Genomic DNA, 25,466 nt, shown 5'->3' with positions numbered 1-25,466 from the left:
GGCCGGCCCTGCGCCGCGAGGGCGCGGGCCGGCCGCCGGGGCCGGAGGGGCGGGGCGGCCTCAGGCCCGGCCTTCGCCGTGGATCAGGCGGAGGTTCGGCACGCCGGGGAACGGCGGGGTGTGCTCGGCCTCCCGTTCGGCGATCAGGTCGGCCAGTAACCGGGCGCCCATCGCCCGGAACCCGGCCTTGCGCTCCTCGTCGGCCTCCTCCTCCCCCGGATAGAGGGTGACGTGGACGGCGCCGTCCCCGCCGTCCCAGGTGTAGCTGCGGTACGGCGGCGGCTGGGGCTCGTCCGTCGTCGCGGGCTCGTCCGTCATGGGAAACCTCCGGTGGTTGTCCTGGGGTGGTCGTTCTCGGCCTGCCTGCCGCCGTGCGCAACGATTCGGGAGCAAGAAGGGCCCGGCGGCACGCTGCGATTCGCCCGTTCCGGTACGCACGGGCTCCGAACCGGACGGCCGGGGGCCCGTCGTGGCGGCCGACGGCTCGCCCGGGCGGCCGGAGAACTCACCGGACGACCGGGAACCCCCGGGCCGGCCCGGGGATTTCACCGGGCCGGCCGCACCCGGCCCGCCCGCGCCTCCAGGTACCTGCGCTCCGCGAGGCTCGCGGTGGCCCGGGCCGCGCGCCGGTACTGCTCGTACGCCCCGGCCCGGTCGCCGGTCCGCTCCAGCAGGTGGGCCCGGACCGACAGCAGCCGGTAGTGCCCGGCCATCCGGGCATCGGCGTCCAGGGTGGCGAGCAGGGCCAGACCCGCCTCGGGGCCATCGGTCTCCGCGAGGGCGATCGCCCGGTTCAGGGTGACCATCGGGTTGGGCGCGACCCGCTCCAGGATCAGGTACAGGGCGTACACCTGCCGCCAGTCGGTGTCCTCGGCCGCGAGCGCGTCGGCGTGGGTGGCGGCGATCGCCGCCTGGAGCCGGTACGGGCCGAGTTCGGGGCCGGCCAGGGCCTCCTTGACCAGGTCCGTTCCCTCCTCGATCAGCGCGCGGTCCCACGCCGTGCGGTCCTGCTCGGCCAGCGGGACCAGGTCCCCGGAGGCCGTGGTCCTGGCCGCGCGGCGGGCGTGGGTCAGCAGCATCAGCGCGAGCAGCCCGGCGACCTCACCGTCCTCCGGCAGACGCGCACGCACCGACCTGGTCAGCCGGATCGCCTCGCGGGCGAGGTCGAGGCGGTGCAGTTCGTCGCCCGAGGAGGCGGTGTAGCCCTCGTTGAAGATCAGGTAGAGCACGTGCAGGACGACCCGCAGCCGCTCCCCGTGCCCGTCGGCCGGCACCCCGCCCTCGGATCCGGCCGCCCCGGGCAGCTCGAACGAGCCGCCGGCGGCCCTGATCCGCTGCTTGGCCCGGCTGATCCTGGCCGCCATGGTCGCCTCCGGCACCAGGAACGCACGGGCGATCTCGGCCGTGGTCAGCCCGCCGACCGCCCGCAGCGTCAGGGCCGTCTGCGAGGCGGCGGTCAGCGCCGGGTGGCAGCACAGGAACAGCAGCAGGAGCGTGTCGTCGGTGTCCGGCACGTCCTCCGGCACCACCTCGGCCGCCGCCGTCGCCCACTCCCGCTCGCGCCGGGCGCGGTCGCCGCGCAGCTGGTCGATCAGCCGCCGCGAGGCGACCGTCACCAGCCAGCCGCGCGGGTTGGCCGGCACCCCCTCGGACGGCCACTGCACGGCGGCGGCGAGGACCGCCTCCTGCACCGCGTCCTCGCACCCCTCGAAGTGGCCGTACCGCCGTACCAACGTGCCGAGGACCTGCGGCGTGAGCCCACGCAGCAGGTTCTCGAAGTCCGGAACCGTCATGCGTCCAAGTGTCCGTCGGAGAACATCACCTGGCGCACCTCGACGCCCAGCCCCTCGATCGCGGCGTCCGGGATGCGGGCGGCCAGGTCGATCGCGCGCTGCCTGTCCTCGCAGTCGACCAGGTAGAAGCCGCCCAGGAACTCCTTGGCCTCCAGGAACGGCCCGTCGGTCACCACCGGCTGGCCGTTGCGGACGGTCACCACAGCGGCCTGCGAGGGGTCGACCAGCGCCTGGGTGAGGATCAGCTCGCCGGACTCCTTCAGCTCCTCGATGAACCTGCCGTGCCCGCCACCGATCGCCGCCTTCTCCTCGTCGGTCAGCGCGTCCAGCACGGCCGGGTTCAGGTGCAGGCTGATCAGGAACTTCATGTCGTCCTCCTCGGATCGGCGAGCCCCGTCGGAGCCCCTTCGGCCGGTGGTCGGAGCGGACGCCACGGTCTTGACGTCCTCCACCGGACAATCTCGCACGAGTCTCCCGTGTCCCCCACGTCTCCCGCGTCCCCCGGCTCCCTCAGGTCGCCGCCGGCCCGTGCGGCCGGACGGCCGCCGGGGGGCCATCTTCCGTACCGGAACCGTCCACCTGATGGCCTGTCACCCATTGATAGCGTCGGCCGTGACGCCGCGTCGCCACGGCGCAGCACCACCGACGAAACGAGAGAGCGCCCCATGGCCCCCCGGACCATCCGCCGAGCCGTCATCCCCGCCGCCGGGCTCGGCTCCCGCCTCCTGCCGCTGACCAAGGCCACGCCGAAGGAGATGCTGCCGGTCGGCGACAAGCCGGTGATCGAGCACACCGTGCGCGAGCTGATCGAGAGCGGCATCACCGACATCACCATCGTCGTCAACGGCGACAAGGGGATGATCCAGGAGCACTTCCGCCCCAACCCGGTCCTGGTCGAGCAGTTGCGCCGGGACGGCAAGGAGGCCTTCGCGGCGGCGGTCGAGGAGGTCGGCGAGCTGTCCCGCAAGGGCCACATCAGCTACCTCTACCAGCACGGGCCGTACGGCAACGGCACCCCGGTGCTCAACGCCGCCCGCCACTTCGGCGACGAGCCCTGCCTGGTGCTCTGGCCCGACGACGTCTTCGTCGCGGAGGTCCCCCGCGCGCAGCAGCTGATCCGGGCGTACGAGCAGACCAACGCGCCGGTGCTCGCGCTGATGCCGATGGCGCCCGAGGACTCCTACCGCTACGGCGTACCGGTGGTGAAGGAGGATCTCGGCGGCGGTTCGCTGCGGATCTCCGGCCTCGTCGAGAAGCCGAAGCCGGCCGACGCGCCCTCCTCGTACGCGGCGATCGGCGGCTACGTCATCACCCCCGGCATCGTCGACGAGCTGCGCGAACTGACCAGGCGCTGGCACGAGAAGCCCGAGGACGAGGTCTACCTGACCGACGCGATCAACGCCTACGCGGCCCGGCGCGCGGTCTACGGACAGGTCATCGACGGCACCTGGTACGACACCGGCAATCCCGCCGCCTACCTGCGTGCCCAGTTCGCCGCCGCGCTCGCCAACCCCGAGTACGGGCCGGAGCTGCGCCGGCTGGCCGCTGAGCTGTCCCCGGCCACCGACCGGTAGGCCGGGGGCGCCGGGGCCCCGGGGCGCCGGGGCCCCGGGTCAGCGGTCCGTCAGGCCGCCAACCGGGCGTCAGTAGTCCGGCAGGTCGAAGTCCAGGGCGGCCTGGTAGGCCGCCTCCAGCACCGGGTCGGCCTGTCCGAGGTTCATGACGGTCTCGGACCGGGCCTTCCGGTCGCCGGTCAGCTTGAGGATCGCCTGGTTGGCGTCCACGTGGTCGCGCAGCCGCCGCTCGTAGGCGGGGAAGGCCGTACGGTGGTCGCCGCCGGCCGCGTGCAGTTCGCCCGCCAGGACGTAGGCGGCGGTCAGGGCCACGCTGGTGCCCTGGCCGGTGGCCGGGGAGCAGCAGTAGCCGGCGTCGCCGAGCAGGACGACCCGGTCCTTGGACCAGCTCTCCATCCGGATCTGGGCGACGACGTCGTAGTGGAAGGCGTCGCTCTCCCGCATCGCCCGGAGGAAGCGCGGCAGTTCCCAGCGCGCGTGGGCGGAGCGCTCGGCCACCAGCTCGCGCTGCCGGCCGGGGTCGCGCGGGAGCATCCGGTCGATCGGCTCGTCGCTGTGGAAGCCGACGAAGACGCGCAGTTCGCTGTTGTCGCGGACGGTCATCACCATGCAGAACCAGTTCGGGTCGTCGCCGACCTGGTGGGCGACCTCCCAGCGGTCGAGGCCCAGGTGGTTGGGCGCGCTCCAGCCGGCGGTGTAGGTGCCGATGGGGTGCAGGTAGTCCGCTTCGGGACCGAAGACGAGGCGGCGGGTGTTCGAGTGCAGGCCGTCGGCCCCGACGACCAGGTCGAAGGACCGCTCGGTGCCGCTGCGGAGGCGGACCTGGACGCCGTCCCGGTGCTGCACCAGGGTCTCGATCGCGTCGTCGAAGAGGTACTCGACGCCGGGGCCGCCCGCGGTTCCGGTGCCCGTGCCCGTGCCCGTGCCGATGGTGCCCGTGCCCGTGCTGCCCCTGCCCGCGCCGGCGATCAGCTCGGCGAGATCGTCGCGAAGGATCTCCACGTCCGGGCCGCCGACCGGCCCGCCGCTGGCCGTCCACCCGGTGGTGCTGCGCAGCTCGCGGCCGTCCGAGTCGACCACGGACATCCCGCGCAGGCCGGTCCTGCGGGCCCGGACCTCGTCCAGCAGGCCCATCCGCTCGACCACCGTCAGGGCGGTGCCGCGGATGTCCACGGCCTGGCCGCCGCCGCGCAGCGAGGGGGCCCGCTCGACGACCGTGACGCGGAAGCCGTAGCGGTCCAGCCAGTGGGCGAGGGCGGTTCCGGCGATCCCGGCGCCGGAGACCAGGACCGAGGTGGTGCTGCGGGGGCCGGCGTGCGGCCGGGTGCTGTTCGACATGGTGGACCTCCCGTGAGTGGGTCGGTGACGCTGCCTCATCAGCCTCGGCCCGGGCGCTCGCAGGACGCGGACAGGGCGCTGTCAGCGTCCACAGGCCGCCGACGGGACACCGGCAGGACACCGGCACGGTGCTGACAGGACGGCAACGGCCCTGGTCCCCGGGCGGGAACCCGGCTCACGGCGCCCGCCCGCCGGTCCGTAGGGTCTGCCGCATGTCGAGGACCACACCGCCACGCCCGCTGGACGTCGAGGCGCTCTTCCCCGAGCTGGCCCGTCACCGGGGCACCACCACCCGGCTGCATCCGCGCCCGGGCCGGCCGGACGCCTCGGCCAGCTCCGTCGGCGGTCCGCTGCTGTGGCCCTCGGACGAGCCCTGGCCGGTCTGCACCGACCCCCACCCGCACGCCCGCGGCCTGCGGCCCGCGGACATCCACCGCCGCCGGGAGGTCCTGGCCGTCGCCTGGAACCGCGAGCCGAGCCCGGGCCCGACCGACGAGGAACGGCAGCTGCTCAAGGAGCTCGAACGCCGCCACCGCGTCGAAGGCCCGGCCGCGGACGGCCCGTTGCCGCTGATCGGCCTCGCGCAGTTCTACCGGCGGGACATCCCCGACCTGCCCGCGGGACCGGACGACTGCGACCTTCTCCAGGTGTTCTGGTGCCCCTACGACGCCCACGGCCCGGGCCGGTACGGGATGCTGCTCGACCTCCGGTGGCGCCGGTCCCGGGACGTCACCGAGGTGCTGGCCTCTCCCCCGCGGCCGGAGGTGGTCGGCTTCGACGGATACGTGCCGGAGCCGTGCGTGCTGCACCCGGAGCAGGTGACCACCTACCCGTTCGCCGGGCTCCTCCCGGAGGAGCTGTGCGCCCGCATCCACGCCTGGGACGACGCCCTGGACGAGGCCCTGGAGGCGGCGGCCGAGGAGTGCGGGACGGACGGGGAGGACAGGGCGGACGGGACGGATGGGGAGGAGGACGCCGACCCGCGCTACCAGTACGACCTGTCGATCCCTCCCGGCTGGCGCGTCGGCGGCTTCGCTTCCTGGCACACCACCGACCCGGGCCCGATGGACTGCCGCACCTGCGCGACGCCGATGCACCTGCTGCTGACCGTCGACAGCTCGGAGTGGGACGGCGGCACCGGCAGCTGGCGGCCGCTGGAGGCCCGCGACGACTCCTCCACCCCGACCGAGGTCACCGTCGGCCGCTGGGGCGAACTCAACGTCTTCGCCTGCCCCGACGACCCCCGCCACCCGCACCGCTGGAGCATCCAGTAGCCGCTCGCCCCCGGCTCACAGCTCGGTGAGCTCGCCCAACCCCAGCGTGCGCAGCATGTGGTCGGCCATCCGGCGGTGGCCGACGGCGTTGGGGTGGGTGGGGTCGTCCAGCCACGGGATCGCCTCGCCGTCGGGGAACTCGGCGAGCCAGTGTGCCTCGTGGTCGACGAGCAACGCGCCGGTCTCGGCAGCGAGTTCGCGGACCACCTGGCAGTAGGCGGGCAGCTCCGCCCTGGCTTCGCGGCCGGCCAGGCCGGCCACGAGCGGCGTCTGGAGCACGATCCGCGCTCCGGCGGAGCGGTCGATGATCTCGCGCATGGCCCCGCGGAACTCCTTGAGCCCGTCCGGTCCGTCGACGGCGTCGTTGGTGCCCAGCGAGAGCGACAGCACGTCCGGCGCGAACCGCCCGATCACGAAGTCGTACGCCCCGAGCACGTCCGTGGCCCGCCAGGCGGACACCCCCGTGTTGACGACGACGTCCGTCAGCCGCTTGAGCTGCCAGTGGAGACGCTCCTGCACCTGCTCCACCCAGCCGCGGGCGCCGTGGGTGTGGTACGCGGCCTGGGTGATGCTGTCTCCGGCCATCACCCAGGTCATCGGCTCGTCGGCGAGCTCGATCATGTGGTGTTCCCCCCTTGTCAGTTGGTCCTGCCCGGCGGTCGTCGCGGCAGGCGACGACGCCCGGCACCGATCCTATGCACCTGGCGCGACCGTGGATCCGGGCCCGGGGCCGGACGCCGCCGTGGCGGCGGAGGTGACCGGGGAGGCGGATGCGGCGGCCCGTTACTGCTTGACAAGGTACGTAATACTGTAACGAGCTGTCGCCCCGGCGGATCCCGGTCTCCCCGGCCCGTCGGGTCCCTCTCCCCGCAGCCCGGAGCACCGCATGCACCCCTTCCTCGACCATCCCGGGCCGCTCGCCTTCGCACACCGGGGCGGTGACCTCGGGCGCCCCGAGAACTCCCTCGCCGCCTTCGAGGCCGCCGTCGCGCTCGGGTACCGCTACCTGGAGACGGACGTCCACGCGACTGCCGACGGCGTGCTGGTGGCCTTCCACGACTCCCGTCTGGACCGGGTCACCGACCGCACCGGGGCGGTGGCCGAGCTGCCCTGGGAGACCGTCAGGCAGGCCCGGATCGGCGGGGCCGAGCCGGTGCCGCTGCTGGAGGACCTGCTCGGCGCGTTCCCCGGGGTCCGCTTCAACATCGACGTCAAGGCGGCGCCGGCCGTCGGGCCGCTGGTCGAGGCGATCCGCCGGACCGACGCCTGGGACCGGGTCTGCGTCGGCGGCTTCTCCGACGCCCGGCTGGCCGCCGTCCGCGCCGCCGCGGGCCCCCGGCTGGCCACCTCGCTCGGCCCGCGCGAAGTCGCCCGGCTGCGGCTGCGCTCGCTGGCCGAATCGTTCCTGCCGCCGTTCGCCGCCCGGCCGCTCTCCCGGCGGCCGGGGGCGCCGTTCGCCGGGCTCTGCGCGCAGGTGCCGGAGCGGCACCGGGGCGTCCGGGTCGTCGACCGGGCCTTCGTCCGCACCGCCCACCGGCTCGGCCTCCAGGTGCACGTCTGGACTGTGGACGATCCCACACGGATCAGGGCTCTCCTCGACCTGGGTGTGGATGGCATCATGGCCGATCGCATCGACGTCCTGCGGGACGTCCTCGGCGAGCGCGGCTGCTGGACGGACGGCAGTACCGGCTCCAGCACGGTGATGGGGACCCCATGAGCACCACGAACCCGGCGACGGCGCACCTGCCGGACGACCCACCGACCGGCCCCCCGGCCGCCGACGACGGCCGGGCCCTGCGCCGGATGCAGTTCGGCTGGTACGTCAACGACTGGGCCAACGCCGCCTTCTCGGCCACCGTGCTGACGGTGTTCCTCGGCCCGTACCTGACCACCGTCGCCAAGGAGGCCGCCGACGCGTCCGGCGACGTGCACCCGCTCGGCCTGTCGATCCGCGCAGGATCGTTCTTCCCGTACACGGTCTCCTTCTCCGTGCTGCTCTCGGTCGCGGTGATGCTGCTGACCGGCACGCTCGCCGACCGCACCGGGCGGCACAAGGAGCTGATGTGCGGCTTCGCGTACCTCGGCTCGCTCGCCACGATGGGGATGTTCTTCCTCGACGGCGACCGCTACCTGCTCGGCGGCGCGCTGCTGGTGGTCGCCAACATCTCGTACGCGGTCTCGGTCGCGCTCTCCTACGCCTACCTGCCCGGCCTGGCCTCCCCCGACGAGCGCGACAGGGTCTCCTCCAAGGGCTGGGCCTACGGCTACGCGGGCGGCGGACTGCTGCTGATAGCCAACCTCGCGGTGTTCCAGGGCCACGACGCGCTCGGCCTGGACTCCGGCACCGCCGTGCGGATCTGCCTGGCCTCGGCCGGCCTGTGGTGGGCGCTGTTCACCGTCGTCCCGCTGCTGCGGCTGCCCTCCCGGGCCGGCATCGCCCCCAGCCGCGCCGCGGCACCCGCCGAGGACGGCAAGCCCGCCACCGGCAGCCTGCGCGAACTCGCCCGCACCCTGCGCGGCATGCGCGAGCATCCGCTCACCCTGCTCTACCTCGCCGCCTTCCTCTGCTACAACGACGGCATCCAGACCGTCGTCTCCCAGGCCTCGCTCTACGGCAGCGAGGAACTCGGCATGGAGCAGACCTCGCTGGTCACCGCCGTCCTCCTGGTCCAGGTCGTGGCGATCGGCGGCGCCCTGCTGCTCGGCCGGATCGCCCACCGCTACGGCGCCAAGCGGACCATCCTCGGCTCCCTGGTCGGCTGGGTGGTCACCCTGGCCCTCGGCTACTTCATGCCCGCCCACCAGCCCGCCTGGTTCTACGCCCTGGCCTGCATGATCGGTCTGGTGCTCGGCGGCAGCCAGGCGCTCTCCCGCTCCCTCTTCTCCCACCTCATCCCGCCCGGCCGGGAGGCCGAGTACTTCAGCTTCTACAAGATCAGCGACCGCGGCACCAGCTGGATGGGCCCGCTCGTCTTCGGCCTCGCGTACCAGCTCACCGGCAGCTACCGCTCGGCGATCATCTCGCTGCTGGTCTTCTTCGTCATCGGCTTCGCCGTCCTGCTGAAGGTCCCGGTCCGCCGCGCCATCGAGGCCGTCGGCAACCCGGTGCCGGAACGGCTCTGACGGCCCGACGGCTCTGAAGGTCCTGAAGGTATCGATGCGCTGAACGGAAGACGACTGCCGCACCCCGTGCCCGGCGTCGTCGGTGGGCCGCCCCGGCCACCGGACCGGGGCGGCCCACTGACGACGCCCTGTCACGGGGTGACGATGTTGAAGAGCGGGTTGAAGTCCTCGACGAGGCCCGCGTAGGCGACGAGGGCCGAGGCGTCTCCGTCGAGGCGGATCAGGCCCTTGTCCGCGAGGGCCTTCGCCCCGGCGGGGGCGATCAGGGTCTGGGCGAGGGCGGTCTTCGCTCCGGTGACGGTCAGCTGTACGGGCTGCCTGGGGCTGCCCCGGCGGGCGTTGAGGACGCCGCGGCGGATCCACATGTGCCAGTCGCGGTCTGCCTGGGGGACGTCGTCGAAAAGGAAGGCGATGCGGACGTCGGCCGTGGCAGCGCGTTCGCCGACCACGTGGACGGCGGCGTAGTCGAACAGCAGGTCGATGGGCATCGAGGCGATGCTGTCCTCGCTGGCGGTGACGACGGTGGCCCGGGTGATGCCGTCGCGCAGCTCCTGGGCGGCGGACAGGTAGATGCCGCGCCACTGGGGGCCTTCGGCCTGGTAGCCGAGTTGCTCGTAGGCGTCGGCCTGGAGGTGGCGTGCCCGGGTGTTGTCGGGCTGGGCGAAGACGAGGGCGTGGAGGATCTGCGCGGCCCAGCGGTAGTCGGCGGCCTCGATCGCGCGCCGGCCCTCGGTCAGGACGGCGTCCGCGCCGATCAGGTCGACCAGGCGGCGGGCGGTCTCGACGGGGGTGTGGGGGTTGAGGCTGACCGGGTCGCCGTCCCACATGCCCAGTTCCTTGGTGAACACCGCGCGCACGTCGTGGTGGAGGGTTCCGTGGTAGCCGCGGCCGGCCCAGTTCCGCCCCAGGTCCTCCGGCAGTGCGACGACCTCGGCGGCTTCCAGCGGGGTGTAGCCCTGGTTGGCCAGGCGCAGGGCCTGGTCGTGGATGTACTTGTAGGTGTCGCGCTGGGCTTCCAGGAAGTCGGTGACGGGCTGGTTGCCCCAGACGGGCCAGGTGTGGGTGCCGTAGTGCACCTGGACGTCGTCGCCCCACCGCTGGAGGGTCTCGTCCAGGTAGCGGGCGAAGTTGCGGGCGTCGCGGGTGCGGGCGCCGCGCAGGGTCTGGATGTTGTGCAGGGCGTGGTTGGCGTTCTCGGCGCAGGTGAGGGCTCCGAGTTCGGGGATGAAGATGTGCATCTCCTCCGGGGCCTCCGTGTCGGGGGCGTAGAGGAACTCGAACTCCAGCCCGGCCAGCTCGCGCCGGGTGCCGGTCTTGGTGACGGGGTCGGTCGGCGAGAGGTAGGAGATGCTGAACCCGGGTGGCAGGGTGATCCCGATGCCGCAGGTCACGCAGCCTTGCGGCCCCTTGGGCAGGAGGCTCTGGAACGCGTACGAGGCGCGGCGGGACATGGCGTTGCCGGCGATGACGTTCTCGCCGATGGCGTGCTTGTCGAAGGAGGCGATGGTGCCCGGTGCCAGGATGGGGACCTTTCCGGACGCCACGTCGGCGGGGTCGACCAGTGCTTTGACGCCGCCGTAGTGGTCGGCATGGGTGTGGGTGTAGATGACGGCGGCGACGGGCTTGTCGCTGACGTGCTCGCGGATCATGCCCAGGCCCTGGGCTGCGGCCTCGATGGACTCGGTGCAGTCGATGACGACCAGGCCCTCGTCGCCCTCGACGAAGGTCAGGTTGGCGATGTCGTTGTTGCGGACCTGGTAGATCCGGTCGGTGACCTGGTACAGGCCGCCCTTGGCCAGGACCTGGGACTGGCGCCACAAGCTCGGGTTCACGGTGTCGGGGCAGGGCGCGTCCTCGGCCAGGTAGGCGAAGTCGGCCGGGTCGAACAGCACGTGCCCGTCCGCGCGCAGCAGCCGGCCCGGCAGCGGGGCGATCAAGCCGCGGTCGGCGTCGGCGAAGTCCTGCCGGTCCTCCATCGCGTAGCGGGCGGTGGCTTGCCGGTTCGCTGCGGCCGTGGCCGCCGTCGCGGGCTTGGCGGAACTCATCACACGGAACCCTTCTGCCGGGCGGGCGCTGCCTGACATCGCGCCCTGTGCACCACCGGTCTCCCTGACCTGGACCGTGATCGACAGGCACAGCGTGACCGCCGAACGGCCCACAGGCGCCCATTGCGCCGATAGCGGCATGTCACAGACCATCACACGGGCTGGAGCCCGAACTCACCGGAAGACTCCCGGCGGGTCCTTCGGCACCGGCCCCGGCAGCACCGCGTCGGCCCCCCTCCGAGCTCGGAGGGGGGCCGATGTGTTCCGGGTGGCACCGACGGGGACGGGCCGACGCCGTCGGTGCCGTCGACGCCGTCCGCGGCCGGGTGTCAGCAGCCGATGTAGCGCATGGAGAGGCTGGTGAAGTGGGTGTTGGAGGGAGCGTAGATGGCGATGGAGCGGGACTTGCCCTTGCCGCCGGCCCAGTCGCTGTCGACGTGCCCGCCGTTGGAGAGCTTGCCGCTGACGTACGGACAGCGGCCGTCCGCCTTGGTGTCGTGGACCGTGCCGACGACCTTGGTGTTGTAGTTGCACCACTTGCCGTTCGCGTAGCCCTCGCCGGAGCTGATGCTCCAGTTCTGGGTGCACGAGTCGGCGAGCGGCGCGACGGGGGCGGCCGTGGCCGCGGCCGCGGCCGGGAGGAGCAGGGCGGCGAGGGTCAGAGCGGCGACGGCGGCTCCGGGGACGGCGAGACGGCGCTTGGACATGGCGGTACCTCCACACGGTTGCACGGTGGACATCCGGGCCGGGGCATCGGGGCGGCGTGTGGTGTGACGGCCGACTGCTCGCCCCCTCGGCAGTCCATCGAGCGTGACGTAGTCGAACGACTGTCGTCAACGGCGGAGTCGGGCCCGGGCGGCGACCCGCCTCCCGGCGGCACCGGGACGGCCTCGGCGCCCCAGGGGAACGTCCCGCACCACGGGGATGGGGTCGGCGAGTCGGCTCGGTGTACGAACCTCGTGCCGGGGTTCGGCTGCCGCGCCGTAGCGCGCTCTGCTGTGCCGCGCTCTGCCGTACCGCGCCGCGCCCTGCCGGGAGCGGACGTCAGGCCCGCTGCGCCCGGTGGGCGGCGACCCGGACGCGGGTGGCGCAGCGCGGGGTGCAGTAGCGCTGTGGGGTGCGGCGGCCGGTGTCGACGAAGAAGCGCTCGCAGCCCGGGGCGGCGCAGCGGCCCCAGGCGCAGCCGCCGCGTTCGCTGAGCCACAGGCCGAGGGCGAGGGCGGCGGTGGAGAGCAGCCAGTGGGCGAGGCCGGCATCGGCGGGGGCCCGGGTGTGCAGGGACCAGGGCCGGCCGGGGAGGCGGACCAGGCGGGGGCGGGCCGGGTGGCGGTCGAGCAGGTCGTTGATGGCCTCGGCGGCCAGGTCCGGGTCGTCGGTCGAGAGGACGGCGATCACGTGGGCGGTCGCCTCGCGCAGTTCACGGGCGTCGGTGTCGGTGAGCCGGAAGGGCGGTCCGCCGTGACGGTCCAGCAGGGCCTGGAGGTCGGCGGCCCCGGCGTCAGGATCTTCGTGGACGGTGTTGGCGAGTTCGGTGAGGAAGTGCAGGCCTCGGGGGTTGCCGCCGTCGCCGTCGGCGTCTCGGGCCTGCGTCCGTGCCTGTGCCCGCGTCTGGGCCATGGTGTGCCTCGGAGGTCTCGGGGGTGCCGTCCGGACCATGGTAACTTCAAATCGACCTATTAAGCGTTACGGAGTGATGAAGGAGTGGCGGCATGCGATTCCCCGAGACCACGCCCGTGCTCATCGTCGGCGGCGGCCCGGTCGGCCTGACCCTGTCCGTCCTGCTGTCCGGCCACGGCGTGCCGCACCTGCTCGTCGAGGCGCACCCGGGCACCTCGCGCCACCCCAAGGCCCGTGGCGTGTCGGCCCGTTCGATGGAGGTGTTCCGGCGGTGCGGCCTGGCGGAGGAGGTCCGGGCGGCCGGACTCCCGGCCTCGCAGGTGTTCTTCTACCGGGGCCGCGACCTGGTCGACCCGGACTTCGTCCGCACCGGGGTGGCCGCCGCTCCCCCGGAGGGCGCCGAGCCGGAGGGCACCGCGCCGGAGGAGGGCGCCGCGCATACCCCGACGCCCGGGCTGATCTGCTCGCAGGACGCCCTGGAGGACGTCCTGCTCCGGGAGGCCCGCCGGCTCGCCCCGGACGGTGTCCGGTTCGCCACCCGGCTGCTCTCCTTCACCCGGCGGGACGGGCACGTCCACGCCGAACTGGAGGACCGGGCCACCGGTGGGCGCCACACCGTCCGGGCCGACTGGCTGGTCGGCTGCGACGGCGCGTCGAGCACCGTCCGCGAGACGGCCGGGATCGCCATGGCGGGGCCGACCGGACTCGGCCACTTCCTCAGCATCCGGTTCGAGGCGCCGCTCGGCGAGGTGGTGGCCGACCGGGCCAGCGCCTCGTACTTCCTCACCGCCCCCGGCCGCGGCGGCTTCCTGGCCGTCGACAACGACCGGAACTGGATCTACCAGTACCCCTGTGATCCGCAATCTCCGGACACCGAAGCAGCATTGACGAATCATCAGGTACTTGCCCGACTCGTCCGGGAGGCCGCCGGACTGCCCGAACTGGCGGTCACCGTCCTGGACACCATGACCTGGCGGATGGACGCCCGCCTCGCCGAGGCCTACCGCCGCGACCGGGTGCTGCTCGCGGGCGACGCCGCCCACGTGGTGCCGCCGACCGGCGGGCACGGCATGAACACCGGCATCGGCGACGCGGACAACCTGGCCTGGAAGCTCGCGGCGGTCACCGCCGGGACGGCCGGCGAGGCGCTGCTGGACACCTACGGGGCCGAGCGCCGCCCGGTGGCCCGGCAGGTCATCGACATCTCGCTCGCCAACTCCCGTGCCCGCAGCGGCTACCGGATCGACGACGAGCTGCTGCTCACCGCCGCGTACCGTTCGACGGCGGTGCTCACCGAGCCCGGCGCCCCCGAACGGCCACCGCTGGACCCCGGGCACGAGCACCCCGACAGCGCGCCCGGCACCCGCCTCCCCCACCTGCGGCTCGACGGTCCGCCCGGCACGGCGTCCACGCTGGACCTGGTCGGGCCCGGCTTCACTCTCCTCACCGCCACCGGGGAGCCCGGCTGGCAGCGCCAGGCGGACACGGCCGCGGCGGCGGGGCTGCCGGTCACCGTGCACCCGTTGCCGGCCCCGGCCTGGGCCGAGGTGTCCGGCCTTCCCGTCGGCGGCGCCGTCCTCGTCCGCCCGGACGGCCACATCGCCTGGCGGTCACCCCGACCGGCGTCCGAGGAAGGGCAGTTGCTCGGCATCCTGCGGCTGGTGCTGTCGGCACAGGAGGGTCCGATCCCGTCCGCCCGGGACGCGAGGCGCTTCCTGTCCTGAGGCTGCGACCCCTGGGCCGAAAGAGTCTCCGGTCGACCTGCAACCTCCGGCGGGTTCGGACGTCCATCGAATACCGGAGCATCCGGAACAGCCAATGCACCAGCCGTACTTGGGGGGAACCAAGCATGCGCGCCCGTATCGCCACCACCCTGACCGTCCTGACGGCCCTCACCCTGACCGTCCCCGCCCTCGCCGCGTCCCCGGCCCTCGCCGCCCCGGCCCCGGCTCTCACCGCCCAGGCCCCGGCGCCGAGTTGGACCGCCGACCTCACCGCTCCGGCCGGCTTCGTCGGGATGAGCCCGACCCGCGTCCTGGACACCCGGACCGCCAACACCCCGTACCACAACGGCTTCACTCCGCTCGGCCCGCGGGAGTACTACCAGGCGGTGGTGAGCGAGGTCCCGCACGAGGCGACGGCCGTCGTGGTCAATGTGACCGCGACCAACCCCACCGCCGAGGGCTACCTCTCGGTCCGTGGCGAATCGACGCTCCAGGACGGCACCCCGGACACCTCCAGCCTCAACTTCACGCCCGGCCGGACGGTCTCCAACCTGGTCACGGTCGCACTCGACCAGGACGGCGTCCGGCACACCGTCAAGATCTTCAACAGCGCCGGGACGACCGACGTCATCCTCGACGTGGTCGGGTACTACGTGCCCGGCGCGGCCGACAAGTTCACCCCCCTGCGCCCGAAGCGCATCGCCGACAGCCGGACCGACGGCACCGGCCGCCTCGGCAGCTCCGCCGCCCGTTCGATCCAGGTCGCCCGACCCGGACTCGACGACGCGGACGCCCGTGCGGTGGTCCTCGACGTCACCGCCACCGAGGGCACCGAGAACAGCTTCCTGACCGTCTACCCGACCGGCACGACGCGCCCGGCCGAGGGATCCGACGTCACCGTTCCGGTCCGGCGCGGTGTCACGAACCGGGTCGTGGTACCGGTCGGGACCGACGGGAAGGTCGACATCTACAACCACGTCGGCTCGGTCACCGTGATCGTGGACATCGTCGGCTACTACAGCCCCTCGGGCACCGGCCTGTTCCAGGCACTCAGGACGCCCGTCCGTCTGAATGACACCCGAACCACGGGCCACAAGATGACCGGCCCGACCGACATGGGGCTCGGCATCGAGGTGGACCCGAAGGGCGTGGGCGCGGAGCTCAACATCACCACCACCAACGCCGACTCCGCCGGCCACCTCACAGTGTTCCCCGGCACGGCCAACGGGGGCGTCCCGGGCACCTCCACCCTCGACTACGTCCCCGGGCTGACCGTGGCCGGCTCGGCCACCACCGGCCTCGACCACGACTCCACCGCCTTCTCCATGGACAACTCCGGCGGCGCGGTGGACGTCATCACCGACCTGACCGGCTACTTCACCACCGGCTGAGCACAGCGGCTGCACGCCGAAGGCGAGCCCCATCGGCCGCCCGGTCCGGCGCCGACCCGAGAGAGCGGGCGGCCCGAGAGCGGGCGGCCCGTCCCCGCTCGAACCACCGGAGGCATCCGCCTCCCCAGCACCGGCTCCGCCCGCCCCCTCGGGGAACCACAGCCGGCCTGCCGGGGGTTGAGCAGACAGGCCCGGCACGGTCCGGCGCCGCGAAAGGAGGGGACGATGGACGTCCAGGCCGAGGGAAAGAGCACCGAGGGAAGCGAGACGCTCGCATCGGCGTGGGAGTTCCAGGCGGACGCGGCCGCGCACTGGGACGAGCACGCCCGGAACTCCACCACCTGGGTGCCTCCCCTCATGGCCGCCCTCGTCGACCGGGCGCGAAGCAGCACACTGAGCGGCTTCTTCCCCTTCACCAGCCACACCTCGCTCCTCTTCAGCACCGGCCCGCTCGCCGGGCTGGGAGGAGCCGTGGTCGCCCCGGTGACCATCACCCTCACCGCCGAGGGGCTGTACCACGTGAGCACCAAGCCCGACGGCACGGCGCTCGAAACCGCCGACCCCGACGAAGCGGTGACCGCCGCCGAGCACCTGATCGCCGGATGGCTCCGGGAGAACGGCACGCCTTCGGACCGGTAGTCCCATCCCACACGGGTCGTGGCCGCCGCTGCCGACGGGCGCAGCCGGTGATCCGAGCTGCGCCGCGCCCACAGTGCCCGGAATCCGGCGCCGGCCGAGTGGTCAGCGACCGGTGGTGACGACCATGCGGAAGCGGGCCAGGCCGCCGGCCATCCTGGCCACCGCGGCGGCGGTCTCCTCCAGCGGGACCTCCTCGATCCACGCCCGTACGCCCGTGCGGGCCGCGAAGCGCAGGGTGTCCTCGGTGTCGACGGCGGTACCCGAGGAGTGGCCGTAGACCCTGCGGTCGCCGGTGATCAGCTGCAACGGGCTGATCGCGAGCTGGTCGGCCGAGACGCCGACGACGACGAGCTCGCCGCGCCGGCCGAGCCCGTCGACGGTGGCGGCCATGGCGGCGGCGTTGGTGACGGTGGACAGGACCACCTTCGCGCCGCCGAGCGACCGCAGGGCCTGGGCGACGTCACCGGAGGTGCTGTCGATGTAGTGCTCGGCACCGAGCCGGCGGGCCAGCGGCTCCTTCTCCGCCCCACGGGCGATGGCGACGGTGCGAAAACCCATCGCACGGGCGAACTGCACACCCAGATGGCCCAACCCGCCCACGCCCAGGACGGCGACGGTGTCACCGGGCCCGGCGGCGGAGCGGCGCAGGGCGTTGAACACGGTGATCCCGGCGCAGGCCAGCGGGGCGGCCTCGGCGGCGGTCAGCCCGTCGGGGATCGCGGCCAGGGCCATCGCCGGGACGACGACGCTGTCGGCGTAGCCCCCGGGGTACGCCGCGCCGGGCACCTGTAGCTCGGGGCAGTGGATGCCGTCACCCGAACGGCAGGCGTCACAGCGCCCGCAGCTGCCGCCGTACCAACCGACGGCGACCCGGTCACCGGCCTTCCAGCCCTCCACCCCCTCGCCGAGGGCGTCGATCCGGCCCGCGATCTCGTGACCGGGAGTGACCGGGAAGGTCGTGCCCGGCAGCGCACCACCCGCGATCAGGAGATCCGAGTGGCAGACGCCGCACGCCTCGACGGCGATCCGCACCGCCCCCGGCCCCGGCTCGCGGACCGGGACCTCGGACAGCTCGGGCGCCGAGCCCGGGGCGGCGACCCGCACGGCACGCTGCGTACCTGCGGAGGAGGGGGTGGCGGCGGACGAGGTGGCAGCCATGGTGGAACCCTTCTGTACGGGGTCGAGCGGCGCGGTGCCCGGATGCGCCGACCCCCTCAGCTTCGTACGTCCACCACTGTTTGTCCGCCCACGGCCGGTCCGAAGAGGGGCACACCGGCAGGCTCAGCCCGGGTAGGTGATCGAGCCCAGCAGCGCCGGGTGTCCGGATGGATCTCCTCGGACCTCGGTGGTGAAGAGCGCAAGGGGCCTTGAGTATGTGGCGACTCCCGTGGAGACGAGGGTCCTGCATGTGGACTACGCCGCCGCCGGCCGCAGGAGGCGGAGCCCGTACGCTCTGCCCCAGCCGTGGGTGGGGCCGGTCGGACCCTCCGGCGGTTCCAGGAATTCGAACCACACCACCTTGCCCGTCCCCGCCGGGTGCCAGCCCCAGGCGTGGGCCAAGGCGTCGACGAGCAGCAGCCCGCGCCCGCCGGTCGCTTCCGGTACGGCGGCGGGACGGTCGAACGTCGGACGGGGATCCGAGACCTCGACCCGCAGGCGGTCGCGTGCGCGGCGAACGGTCACCGTGCAGCGCGCTTCCCCGTGCTCCAGAGCGTTCGCGATCACCTCGCTCGCACAGAGCTCCAGCTCCTGAAGCGAGTCGCCGGACAGGGCAACACCCCAGCTCCGGACGATGCTCACCACCAGCCTGCGCGCCGGAGGGACCGCCGCCCCGTCCAACGGGACACCCCAGTCCAGGGGCACCGGAAACCGCGCGGTCCTGAGCGGGCTGACGATCAGGCTCCACCCCATTGCTCCTCCATCACCAGGCATGGGAAGTCAGCCGAAGCCGGCAGCTCCTGTTCACCCCACAAGTGCGGCAGCTACCGGCAGACGGCAACGCGACATGGACCGTCGGCGTGCGAACACCCGGCCGTTCCTGACATTCACTCAACTCCAATCGACCGTCGGCAGCGAGTGAAAAGCCGGCCCGCCGAGCGCGCCCCGCGAGGGAAAATCTGACTCACTCTTTACCTGTGGCGCATGCGATGCGTGAGCATCGGGATACGCTGTGCGCATGGGAGGAAATCCCGAACTGCGCGCCGTCATGTCGGATCTGGGCCTCACGCGGGCCGGCTTGGCGCGCATGGTCAACCACGAACTCGTGACCCTCGGATGCCCCGGAACTCTCACGGTGAGGACAGTGGCCACCTGGCTCTCCGGGCAGTCCCGATGGCCACAAGGCAGAATCCGCACCGCACTTGAACGCGCGCTGAAGCGCACGCCCGAGCAACTCGGCTTCGTCCCACCTCGTACCGCCCAACCCCGATCACCACGGGAGGAACCTGTGCTCCGCCGAAACTTCCTCGCCGCATCGGCCGCCGCAGCCCTCCCATCCTCCGCCGTTTCCCGAAGCCACTCCGTCGGTCACACCGACGTCGACCGGCTCAGGGAGAGTCTCAAGGCCCTCACCGCGCTCGATGACCACCGTGGCGGACACGGATCACTGGAGGGAGCCGCGCTGGCCGGAGCCGATCAGGCTCTCGGCCAGGTGGACCGAACGATCAGCGACAGCGTCCAGCGGCGCCTCTACAGCCTGGCCGCCGACTACACCGCCACCGCCGGATTCTCGTGCATCGACGACCGCCGCCTGGACTCCGCGGAGCGGCATTTCGAGGCGGCTCTGCGCCTCGTCGGCCTCGGAAATGACCACGTGACCGCAATGCGGGCTTTCAACTGCCTTTCCATGGTGGGCTATCAGCGAGGAAGTCCGTCCGCAACGCTGTCGGCAGCCCGCGCCGCCCAGGAGAGCAGAGCAACCCGGCGCGATCCTCTCCTCGCATCACTCGGACACGCCCGCGCCGCCATCGCGCACTCCACGGCGGGCGACCGGCAAACCGCCCTCCGCTGCCTCGGGCACGCCCGAGATGCGCTGGGCCGCGCGGACAGTCGCGAGCGGCCGGCCTGGACCGACTTCTACGGGTCAGCGGAGTTGTTCGCCTTGAGCGCCGTCGTCCATCAGCACCTCGCAGAGAGCGCGGAGTCCGAGAGCGCGTCGCACCGCGCCCTGGCCGGAATCCCCGCGCAGTTCCGCCGCAACCGTGCCTCCGCCACGGCCCGGTTGGCACTCGCTCAGCTCGGACAGGGAGAGGTCGAACAGGCCACCGCCACCGCCACCGGCGTCTACACCCTCATGGGCGCCGACCCGCTTCCGCCCAGGCTCCGCACGCTGCTCGGTGACTTCCATCGCGGCCTGATCACCCTGGCGCCGGGCGCGGCGGCTACGCGAGAGTGGACCGACCGAATCCACGCCAGAGGAGAAACCCCATGGCGATAGCCCTCCGTCGCTACGAGGCCGGCAGCCTGCCTGTCGACCACGCGCAGCTGCTCGTCGACATCCACGCGGATGCCTATCGGGACCAACGCGACGACCCCTTCGTCCAGCGATTCCCGTGGTTCGCCAAGCACTGGACCTCCCGGTCCGGCTACAGCTGTGCCATGGCCTTCGACGACGACGAACCGGTCGGATACTCCTATGGCGCTCCGCTCGAAGACGGCCGCGAGTGGTGGCGCCCTCATATGTCGTCGCCCGCCGACCCGTCGACGTTCGCCGTGTCCGAAGTCATGGTGCGCCCCGACTGGCGGAAGCTCGGCGTTGCCGAGCAGACCCACGAGGCGCTGCTGGCCGACCGGATCGAGGCGCTGGCCGTGCTCTACGTCGACGTCACCCACGACCGTGTCCAGGCGATGTACGAGCGTTGGTCGTACCGGAAGGTCGGCGAGCACCGCCCGTTCGAAGACGCCCCCCTCTACGCCGTCATGGTCCGCACTCTGCGCTGACCGGCCGGCCCGAGCCGCCACGTGGCCACTTCGCCCGCCGCGCTCGGGCGAGCGCGGCGGGCGTGGGTGGGTGCTCAGTGGCGGTGGTGGTTGTCGGGTTGGGCGGGGTCTCCCGGGTGTTCCAGGCCCTCGACCAGGGTGAGGCGTCGGGCCCTCTCCCCATCGAGCCAGCGGACGAACTCTGCTCGGCGGGCGGCCTCTCGCAGAGCCGAGGTGGGATCGGGGGCATGCGCGGGCGTGGTGACCTCCAGGAGTACGGCCTTCCAGGGGCCGGCGGTGACCCACTCACCCGTCGGCGCTGCACGGAGAGCCTCGGCAAGAGCCGTGGGCAGCGTCTCGGGGTCGGCCTCCAACTCGCTGTCGGGCAGCGCGAGATGCCAGCGGGTGGCCGGAGGACAGGCGGTCATGCTGCGATAACGGGCGACGTCGGCCGGTGCGGGCTCGACACCGGCGGTGACCGCCTCGTAGACGGCGCGGACGGCCGCGCTGCCCTCGTACGCCGCCGCCGTGATGGAGCCGAGTTCGACGGCGGCCTGCTGGTCGAGGTGGGCAGGAAGTGAGGAGCGGACGGGAAGGCCGCGTTCCGCGGCCACCGCCTCGCACAGCGCCTCCGTCAGCAGCACCTGCGCCACCCACCGGGTCAGCTGCTGGTCCTCCGAACTCCCCGGCTGTGGCAGGGCGGTGGCGCGCGGGCTGCTCCGGAGCGCGGTCAGGCGGTGGTCGAGAGCCGTCCGCGAGAGGGGCACTCCGTCGAGCAGGCCGAGCGTGGTCATGCCTCCACCACCAGGGCGACGGTCGGGCCGTACTGGCAACGGCCGAACCACATGACCTTCGCCAGCGCCCAGTACTGGCCCGGGTCGGTGGACTCGGGGACGGCGAGCGCGAAGTCCACGGTCGCGGAAGAGCCGGCCGGGACGGAGAAGCCGCGCACCGGGTCGGCGATGGCCTCCCAGGTGCCCCACGGCGAGACCAGTTGCAGCTCGCCCCGGATCTCGCCGCGCGTGCGGTTGGCGAGGCGAAGGCTCAGCGCGACCCGGCCGCCCGGGGCCAGCCGCAGGGTCTCGTGCGAGACCCCGACGTCCAGACCGGTGTCGCGCCCGACCTCAGCCTTGGTGCCCTGGGCGATCGTCCAGTCCTCGGGAGTGTCGCCTGCCACGGGCAGCAGCTCGGGCAGATCACCCACGGCGATCGTCACCACGTCCTCGATCCGCTGACCGTCGTGCTCGATCCGGACGGCCGCGAAGTACAGCCCCGGCTCGGCCCCGGCCGGTGGGGTGAGGGTGACCGGGAAGCGCAGGTGGCCGCCCGCCTCCAGTCGGTACGGGCGGCTGCCGAGGCCGGTCGTCCAGCCCTCGGGCGGCAGCACCCTGGCCGTGCCTTCGACCGCCGCGTCCCGCAGCTGCGAGGAGAGGGCGACCGACAGCGTCACCGGCTCGCCCGACGTCCGCAGCAGCCCGGGCGAGGCGCCGACGGACACCGGCAGGTACCCGAGCGGCGCCGGGCCACGGTTGTGCAGCCAGTAGCGGGCGTGGACGGGCTGGGCGACCTCCGCCGTCGGGCCGAGGTCCGTCTCGGCCGCCGGAGCCGACACGGTCGGGGAGGCGAGCAGGGTGGCGATCCGCGAGCCGGGCAGGTCGAGAGCGGGGCCGCCGGCCGGAAGTGGCCGTTCCAGCAGGTCGGCTGGCCGCAGCGCGCTCAGGCCGAGGGCGCCGCCCAGCTGCGCCGTCCGCCCGAGGCCGGTCGACTCGACCAGGCGGACGGTGAGATCGCCCCCGACCGCGGCCGCCGAGCCGTGCGCGATCGGGTTCCCGGCCGGCTTGAGCGCGCCCAGCAGCACCTCGCGCTGCGGCTCGACCCGCAGCCAGGACAGGGTGGCCGGCAGCGGCCCCTCCTGCGCCGGGGCGATCCGGGCGTACAGCGGGTGGTTGAACTCCTGCCCCTGGGCGGGCAGCGTCTGGTCCCGCCAGTCGCCGTCCCCTCCCACCAGCGCGTAAGTGAACTCGTGGGTCCAGTGCTGGAGTTGGAAGGAGGCTCCGTCGGGCAGGGTACGCCGGGGCGGGTCGATCCAGACGCCGGAGGGCCAGCCGGTGCACGAGCGCATCAGCGACAGGTGCAGCGCTCCGGTGGTGTCGACGGCGAACCCGGGCAGGCCGAAGCTCAGCAACGCGACGGTGTGGTCGGCCAGTTGGTCCGACACCGGCGACGGGCAGACGACGGTGAGACGGGCGTCGGCCAGGTCGTCGACCAGCGCCGCCACGTCGGAGACGACGAGCGCCGGCAGCGCCCGCAGGTCGCGCAGGTCGGCGTCCGGGCGCCAGACCTCGGCGAGCGGGGTCACCGCGGGCACCCACACCGCGCCGTGCGCCTTCAGCGCGGCCGCGTACTCCTCCCCCGCCGAGGCGAGCAACTCCGCGGCCGCCTCGTTGGCTTCGGGCCCGCCGACGACGATCCGGAAGTCCGGCAGGTTGGAGTCCACGTCCAGCCATCCGTACCGGGCCCAGTCCGCCCCCGAGGTGGTTGCGGTGACCCCGACCCGGGCGAGCGCGACGACCAGCGGACGGGCGTCGGCCGCTTCGTCCAGGGTGGGGACGACGACCTCCGCCACGCCGAGGGCGCGCGAGCCGACGACCGCGCCCGACGGGTCGGCGAGGTCGACGCGCGCCGTGGCGCCGAGCCCGAACCAGGTGTTGGCCGGGTTGTCCAGGGTCCACGGCGCCTCCGCCGAGTCCACGTCCGGCATCGCGAAGCCGCGCCCGACGACCGCGCCCGCGACCTCGCTGACCGGCAGCCCGCCGGGTACGTCCACCGGGAAGCGCAGCCGTAGCAGCCGGTCGGCACCGGAGTAGTCGACCACCCGGGTGCGGCAGTCCACCCGCTCCAGGCCGTGCCAGAGCGTGACGGTCTGCTCGTAGCGGACGGAGTCGACCGTGCCCTCGATCACCAGGCGCTCGCCGAGCGGCCCGGTCTCCCGGCGGACGGACGCCCCGGCGTCCCCGGAGCCGACCACCGGGCCGCTGGGCACCAGGTGCCACGGGCCCTCGCCGAAGTCGGGGTGCTGCGGGTACTCCTCGTACACCCGCAGCTCATTGCCGATCCGGCCGTCCTGGATCAGCTCCCGGTCGTGCAGCAGGTCCCGCACCGAGCTGAGGCCACCGCCGCGCGCCGGGTCGGCGGTGACACGGTACCGGCCGCCCTCGATCACGAAGCCGTCGGCGGCCGTCCACGGCTGCTCCGCTGCGCCCTCCACCAGCCGCCAGGTGCGCCAGCCGAGCGCGGGCACGTCGGTGGCCAGGAAGCGCAGCGTCCCCCGGTCGACGGCGCTCGGCACCGCCTCGCCCTGGTCGTCGAGCACTCGTACCGACCGTACGCCGGAGGGGAGTTCGACGCCGACGAGGCCGGTCCGGTCGAAGGAGAGGGTGTTGGTCACCACGATCGCCTCGCCCGCCCCCACCGTGGCGATCCGCGCCGTGAGCGCGTCCAGCGCCGCGTCCAGCACCCCGGACGCCAGGTCGTACGCCTCCCGCCAGCCGCCGAGCAGGTCCAGGTACACCTGGTCGGACTCGGAGCCGGTGATCGCGTCGTGGTGCGCGCCGTAGGCGAGTTGGCGCCAGACCTTGTCCAGGGCGGCGGCCGGGTAGCGGCCGAGGCCGTGGACGGAGGCGAGCGTGGCGAGCTTCTCCGCGTCCACCGCCGCGACCTCGCCCGCCCGTTGGGCCTGCTTGGTGTCGATGTAGGAGACGTCCTTGCCGGTGTACACCGGGTTCATGTCCCGGGTCTGCGGGCTGGGCCGGCGCCCGGTGACGGCGAGTTCGGCGCGCACGGCGTCCAGGAAGTCGCGCGGCGTGGCGCAGACGAACCGGGGCCAGAGGTACTTGGCGGCCCAGGAGCGGTGGACCTCGGTGACCCACTTGTTCGGCGGGGTGTAGTCCGTCCCCACCGGCAGCAGCAGGTTCTTCGTCGCGCCCACCGGCTTGAGCTTCCGGTACAGCTCGTAGACGGCCTGTTCGGCGGTGGCGAGGTCGGCGGAGGAGTCCATCCACCAGCCGGCCGAGTAGTGGTGCGGCATGTAGTGGGTGAGCACGCCCTCGCCGCCGGGGGCGATCCACTCGAACTCGCTCGGGAACTGCATCACCCGGGCGTCGTCCTTGGCCTCGCGGAAGTTCTTCTGGATCGGGCCCCACTGGTGGAACGGGCCGCGCGCCCAGGCGCTGCCGGTGAGGCCGGCCGCGGCGAGGTGGCCGGGGAACTGCGGGTCGTGCCCGAACACGTCGAGCTGCCAGGCGGTCTGCGGGTCGCCGCCGAGGATGTCGCGCTGGTAGCCGATGCCGTAGACGATGTTGCGGATGGTGGTCTCGGCGCCGGTGAGGTTGGTGTTCGGCTCGTTGTACGTGCCACCGACCAGCTCGACCTGCCCTCGCTCCAGCAGCAGGCGCAGTGTCGCGCGGCTTTCGGGGTGCTGGTCGAAGTAGGGCTTCAGGTAGTCGACTTCGGCGAGCACGAACTTGTACACCGGGTCCCGCAGGGCGAGGTCCAGGTGCGCGTCGACCAGGGCGAAGCCGTTGCGCTCCCAGAGCGGCCGGGTGGTGGCGTCGGCGGAGAGCAGTTCCCACGGGGAGGTGTAGGCGGCCTGGGTGTTCCACCAGACCGGGTCGTAGTGGAAGTGCGAGACCAGGAACATCGTCCAGCCCGGCTCGGCGACGTCGAGCAGGGCTTCGACGGAGGCCTCGGCGGGGGGTTCGGCGGAGGATTCGGCGGAGGCACTGACGACGCTGACGACGCTGACGACGACCGGCAGTCGGTCGCCGGGCGAGGCCCCGCTGATCTCCAGCGGGACGTCGACCGGCCCCGTGCCGGTAGCCTCGCCGCGGACGCCCGGGCCGTTGACGGTGATCCTGGCGGCCGGGCCTTCCAGCCTCACCCGCAGGACTTGGCGCGGGGCCTCCTCCGGGCCGACGAACAGGTCGGTGCTCTCGACGGCGGTGATGGTGACCGGCACGGGGGCCTCCTTT

21 protein-coding genes are annotated in these 25,466 nt (G+C 73.1%); 9 read left to right on the top strand and 12 right to left on the bottom strand.

Annotated elements, in window-relative coordinates:
• Positions 1 to 60: 60 nt before the first annotated feature.
• From BU198_RS28545 to BU198_RS28535, 3 genes are all read right to left on the bottom strand, one after another.
• Complete coding sequence (locus BU198_RS28545; protein WP_188299433.1) at positions 61 to 318, bottom strand: hypothetical protein; 258 nt, start codon at positions 316 to 318, stop codon at positions 61 to 63.
• Positions 319 to 545: 227 nt separating this feature from the next.
• The gene (locus BU198_RS28540; RefSeq protein WP_188299434.1) at positions 546 to 1,793 is read right to left on the bottom strand and encodes an RNA polymerase sigma factor; all 1,248 of its coding nucleotides are present in this window, start codon (positions 1,791 to 1,793) and stop codon (positions 546 to 548) included.
• On the bottom strand, positions 1,790 to 2,161 hold the full coding sequence (locus BU198_RS28535) for a YciI family protein (RefSeq protein WP_188299435.1): 372 nt from the start codon (positions 2,159 to 2,161) through the stop codon (positions 1,790 to 1,792). The genes BU198_RS28540 and BU198_RS28535 overlap by 4 nt, the downstream gene beginning before the upstream one ends.
• Before the next feature lie 297 nt (positions 2,162 to 2,458).
• Here BU198_RS28535 and BU198_RS28530 point away from each other — a divergent pair, with 297 nt between their 5' ends.
• Positions 2,459 to 3,367: a UTP--glucose-1-phosphate uridylyltransferase gene (locus tag BU198_RS28530; protein WP_188299436.1), complete on the top strand. Its 909-nt coding sequence runs from the start codon at positions 2,459 to 2,461 to the stop codon at positions 3,365 to 3,367.
• Between the two features lie 69 nt (positions 3,368 to 3,436).
• Here BU198_RS28530 and BU198_RS28525 read toward each other — a convergent pair whose 3' ends face one another.
• Positions 3,437 to 4,705 carry an FAD-dependent monooxygenase gene (locus BU198_RS28525; RefSeq protein WP_188299437.1) on the bottom strand — a complete coding sequence of 423 codons (1,269 nt, stop codon included), beginning with the start codon at positions 4,703 to 4,705 and terminating at the stop codon, positions 3,437 to 3,439.
• A 212-nt stretch (positions 4,706 to 4,917) separates the two neighbouring features.
• On the opposite strand from BU198_RS28525, the gene BU198_RS28520 reads away from it, so the two are divergent.
• A complete protein-coding gene (locus BU198_RS28520; RefSeq protein ID WP_188299438.1) occupies positions 4,918 to 5,979 on the top strand; it encodes a hypothetical protein in 1,062 nt (353 codons plus the stop codon).
• 15 nt (positions 5,980 to 5,994) lie between these two features.
• Here the strand turns inward: BU198_RS28520 and BU198_RS28515 are convergent, their stop codons facing one another.
• On the bottom strand, positions 5,995 to 6,600 hold the full coding sequence (locus tag BU198_RS28515) for an SGNH/GDSL hydrolase family protein (RefSeq protein WP_188299439.1): 606 nt from the start codon (positions 6,598 to 6,600) through the stop codon (positions 5,995 to 5,997).
• 265 nt (positions 6,601 to 6,865) lie between these two features.
• Between BU198_RS28515 and BU198_RS28510 the strand changes: the two genes are divergently transcribed.
• Positions 6,866 to 7,696, top strand: coding sequence for a glycerophosphodiester phosphodiesterase (locus BU198_RS28510; protein WP_188299741.1), 831 nt, complete (start codon positions 6,866 to 6,868; stop codon positions 7,694 to 7,696).
• Positions 7,693 to 9,102, top strand: coding sequence for an MFS transporter (locus BU198_RS28505; protein WP_188299740.1), 1,410 nt, complete (start codon positions 7,693 to 7,695; stop codon positions 9,100 to 9,102). Before BU198_RS28510 ends, BU198_RS28505 begins: the two co-directional genes overlap by 4 nt.
• A 131-nt stretch (positions 9,103 to 9,233) precedes the next feature.
• On the opposite strand, the gene BU198_RS28500 is transcribed toward BU198_RS28505, so the two are convergent.
• The 3 genes from BU198_RS28500 to BU198_RS28490 form a co-directional block, all read right to left on the bottom strand.
• Entirely contained in the window at positions 9,234 to 11,147 is a 1,914-nt protein-coding gene (locus tag BU198_RS28500) for an alkyl/aryl-sulfatase (RefSeq protein ID WP_223245059.1), read from the bottom strand.
• Between the two features lie 329 nt (positions 11,148 to 11,476).
• Positions 11,477 to 11,854, bottom strand: a complete 378-nt coding sequence (locus tag BU198_RS28495; protein ID WP_188299738.1) for a hypothetical protein — start codon at positions 11,852 to 11,854, stop codon at positions 11,477 to 11,479.
• Between the two features lie 337 nt (positions 11,855 to 12,191).
• Positions 12,192 to 12,764, bottom strand: coding sequence for a CGNR zinc finger domain-containing protein (locus BU198_RS28490; RefSeq protein WP_188299737.1), 573 nt, complete (start codon positions 12,762 to 12,764; stop codon positions 12,192 to 12,194).
• A 92-nt stretch (positions 12,765 to 12,856) separates the two neighbouring features.
• Here BU198_RS28490 and BU198_RS28485 point away from each other — a divergent pair, with 92 nt between their 5' ends.
• The 3 genes from BU198_RS28485 (at position 12,857) to BU198_RS28475 (ending at position 16,518) form a co-directional block, all read left to right on the top strand.
• Positions 12,857 to 14,488, top strand: coding sequence for an FAD-dependent monooxygenase (locus BU198_RS28485; RefSeq protein ID WP_188299736.1), 1,632 nt, complete (start codon positions 12,857 to 12,859; stop codon positions 14,486 to 14,488).
• A gap of 125 nt (positions 14,489 to 14,613) precedes the next feature.
• The gene (locus BU198_RS28480; protein ID WP_188299735.1) at positions 14,614 to 15,879 is read left to right on the top strand and encodes a hypothetical protein; all 1,266 of its coding nucleotides are present in this window, start codon (positions 14,614 to 14,616) and stop codon (positions 15,877 to 15,879) included.
• Between the two features lie 225 nt (positions 15,880 to 16,104).
• On the top strand, positions 16,105 to 16,518 hold the full coding sequence (locus BU198_RS28475) for a DUF6193 family natural product biosynthesis protein (protein WP_188299734.1): 414 nt from the start codon (positions 16,105 to 16,107) through the stop codon (positions 16,516 to 16,518).
• A gap of 102 nt (positions 16,519 to 16,620) precedes the next feature.
• Here the strand turns inward: BU198_RS28475 and BU198_RS28470 are convergent, their stop codons facing one another.
• Together BU198_RS28470 and BU198_RS28465 are read right to left on the bottom strand one after the other, a co-directional pair.
• A complete protein-coding gene (locus BU198_RS28470) occupies positions 16,621 to 17,676 on the bottom strand; it encodes an alcohol dehydrogenase catalytic domain-containing protein (RefSeq protein ID WP_188299733.1) in 1,056 nt (351 codons plus the stop codon).
• 255 nt (positions 17,677 to 17,931) lie between these two features.
• Positions 17,932 to 18,429 (bottom strand): ATP-binding protein, encoded by a 498-nt coding sequence (locus BU198_RS28465; protein WP_188299732.1) that lies wholly within the window; start codon positions 18,427 to 18,429, stop codon positions 17,932 to 17,934.
• Positions 18,430 to 18,694: 265 nt separating this feature from the next.
• On the opposite strand from BU198_RS28465, the gene BU198_RS28460 reads away from it, so the two are divergent.
• Together BU198_RS28460 and BU198_RS28455 are read left to right on the top strand one after the other, a co-directional pair.
• Complete coding sequence (locus BU198_RS28460) at positions 18,695 to 19,954, top strand: XRE family transcriptional regulator (RefSeq protein WP_188299731.1); 1,260 nt, start codon at positions 18,695 to 18,697, stop codon at positions 19,952 to 19,954.
• Positions 19,945 to 20,457, top strand: coding sequence for a GNAT family N-acetyltransferase (locus BU198_RS28455; RefSeq protein WP_188299730.1), 513 nt, complete (start codon positions 19,945 to 19,947; stop codon positions 20,455 to 20,457). The genes BU198_RS28460 and BU198_RS28455 overlap by 10 nt, the downstream gene beginning before the upstream one ends.
• A gap of 74 nt (positions 20,458 to 20,531) precedes the next feature.
• On the opposite strand, the gene BU198_RS28450 is transcribed toward BU198_RS28455, so the two are convergent.
• Both BU198_RS28450 and BU198_RS28445 read right to left on the bottom strand, forming a co-directional pair.
• A complete protein-coding gene (locus BU198_RS28450) occupies positions 20,532 to 21,230 on the bottom strand; it encodes a hypothetical protein (RefSeq protein ID WP_188299729.1) in 699 nt (232 codons plus the stop codon).
• Positions 21,227 to 25,453 carry an NEW3 domain-containing protein gene (locus BU198_RS28445; RefSeq protein ID WP_188299728.1) on the bottom strand — a complete coding sequence of 1,409 codons (4,227 nt, stop codon included), beginning with the start codon at positions 25,451 to 25,453 and terminating at the stop codon, positions 21,227 to 21,229. Before BU198_RS28445 ends, BU198_RS28450 begins: the two co-directional genes overlap by 4 nt.
• Positions 25,454 to 25,466: the final 13 nt, after the last annotated feature.

The organism is Streptomyces sp. CBMA156 (assembly GCF_014596515.1).
In the GTDB taxonomy this organism is placed as follows: Bacteria; Actinomycetota; Actinomycetes; order Streptomycetales; family Streptomycetaceae; genus Kitasatospora.
The sequence above is the reverse complement of the archived record's forward strand: the minus strand, read 5'-3'. Positions and strand labels throughout refer to the sequence as shown.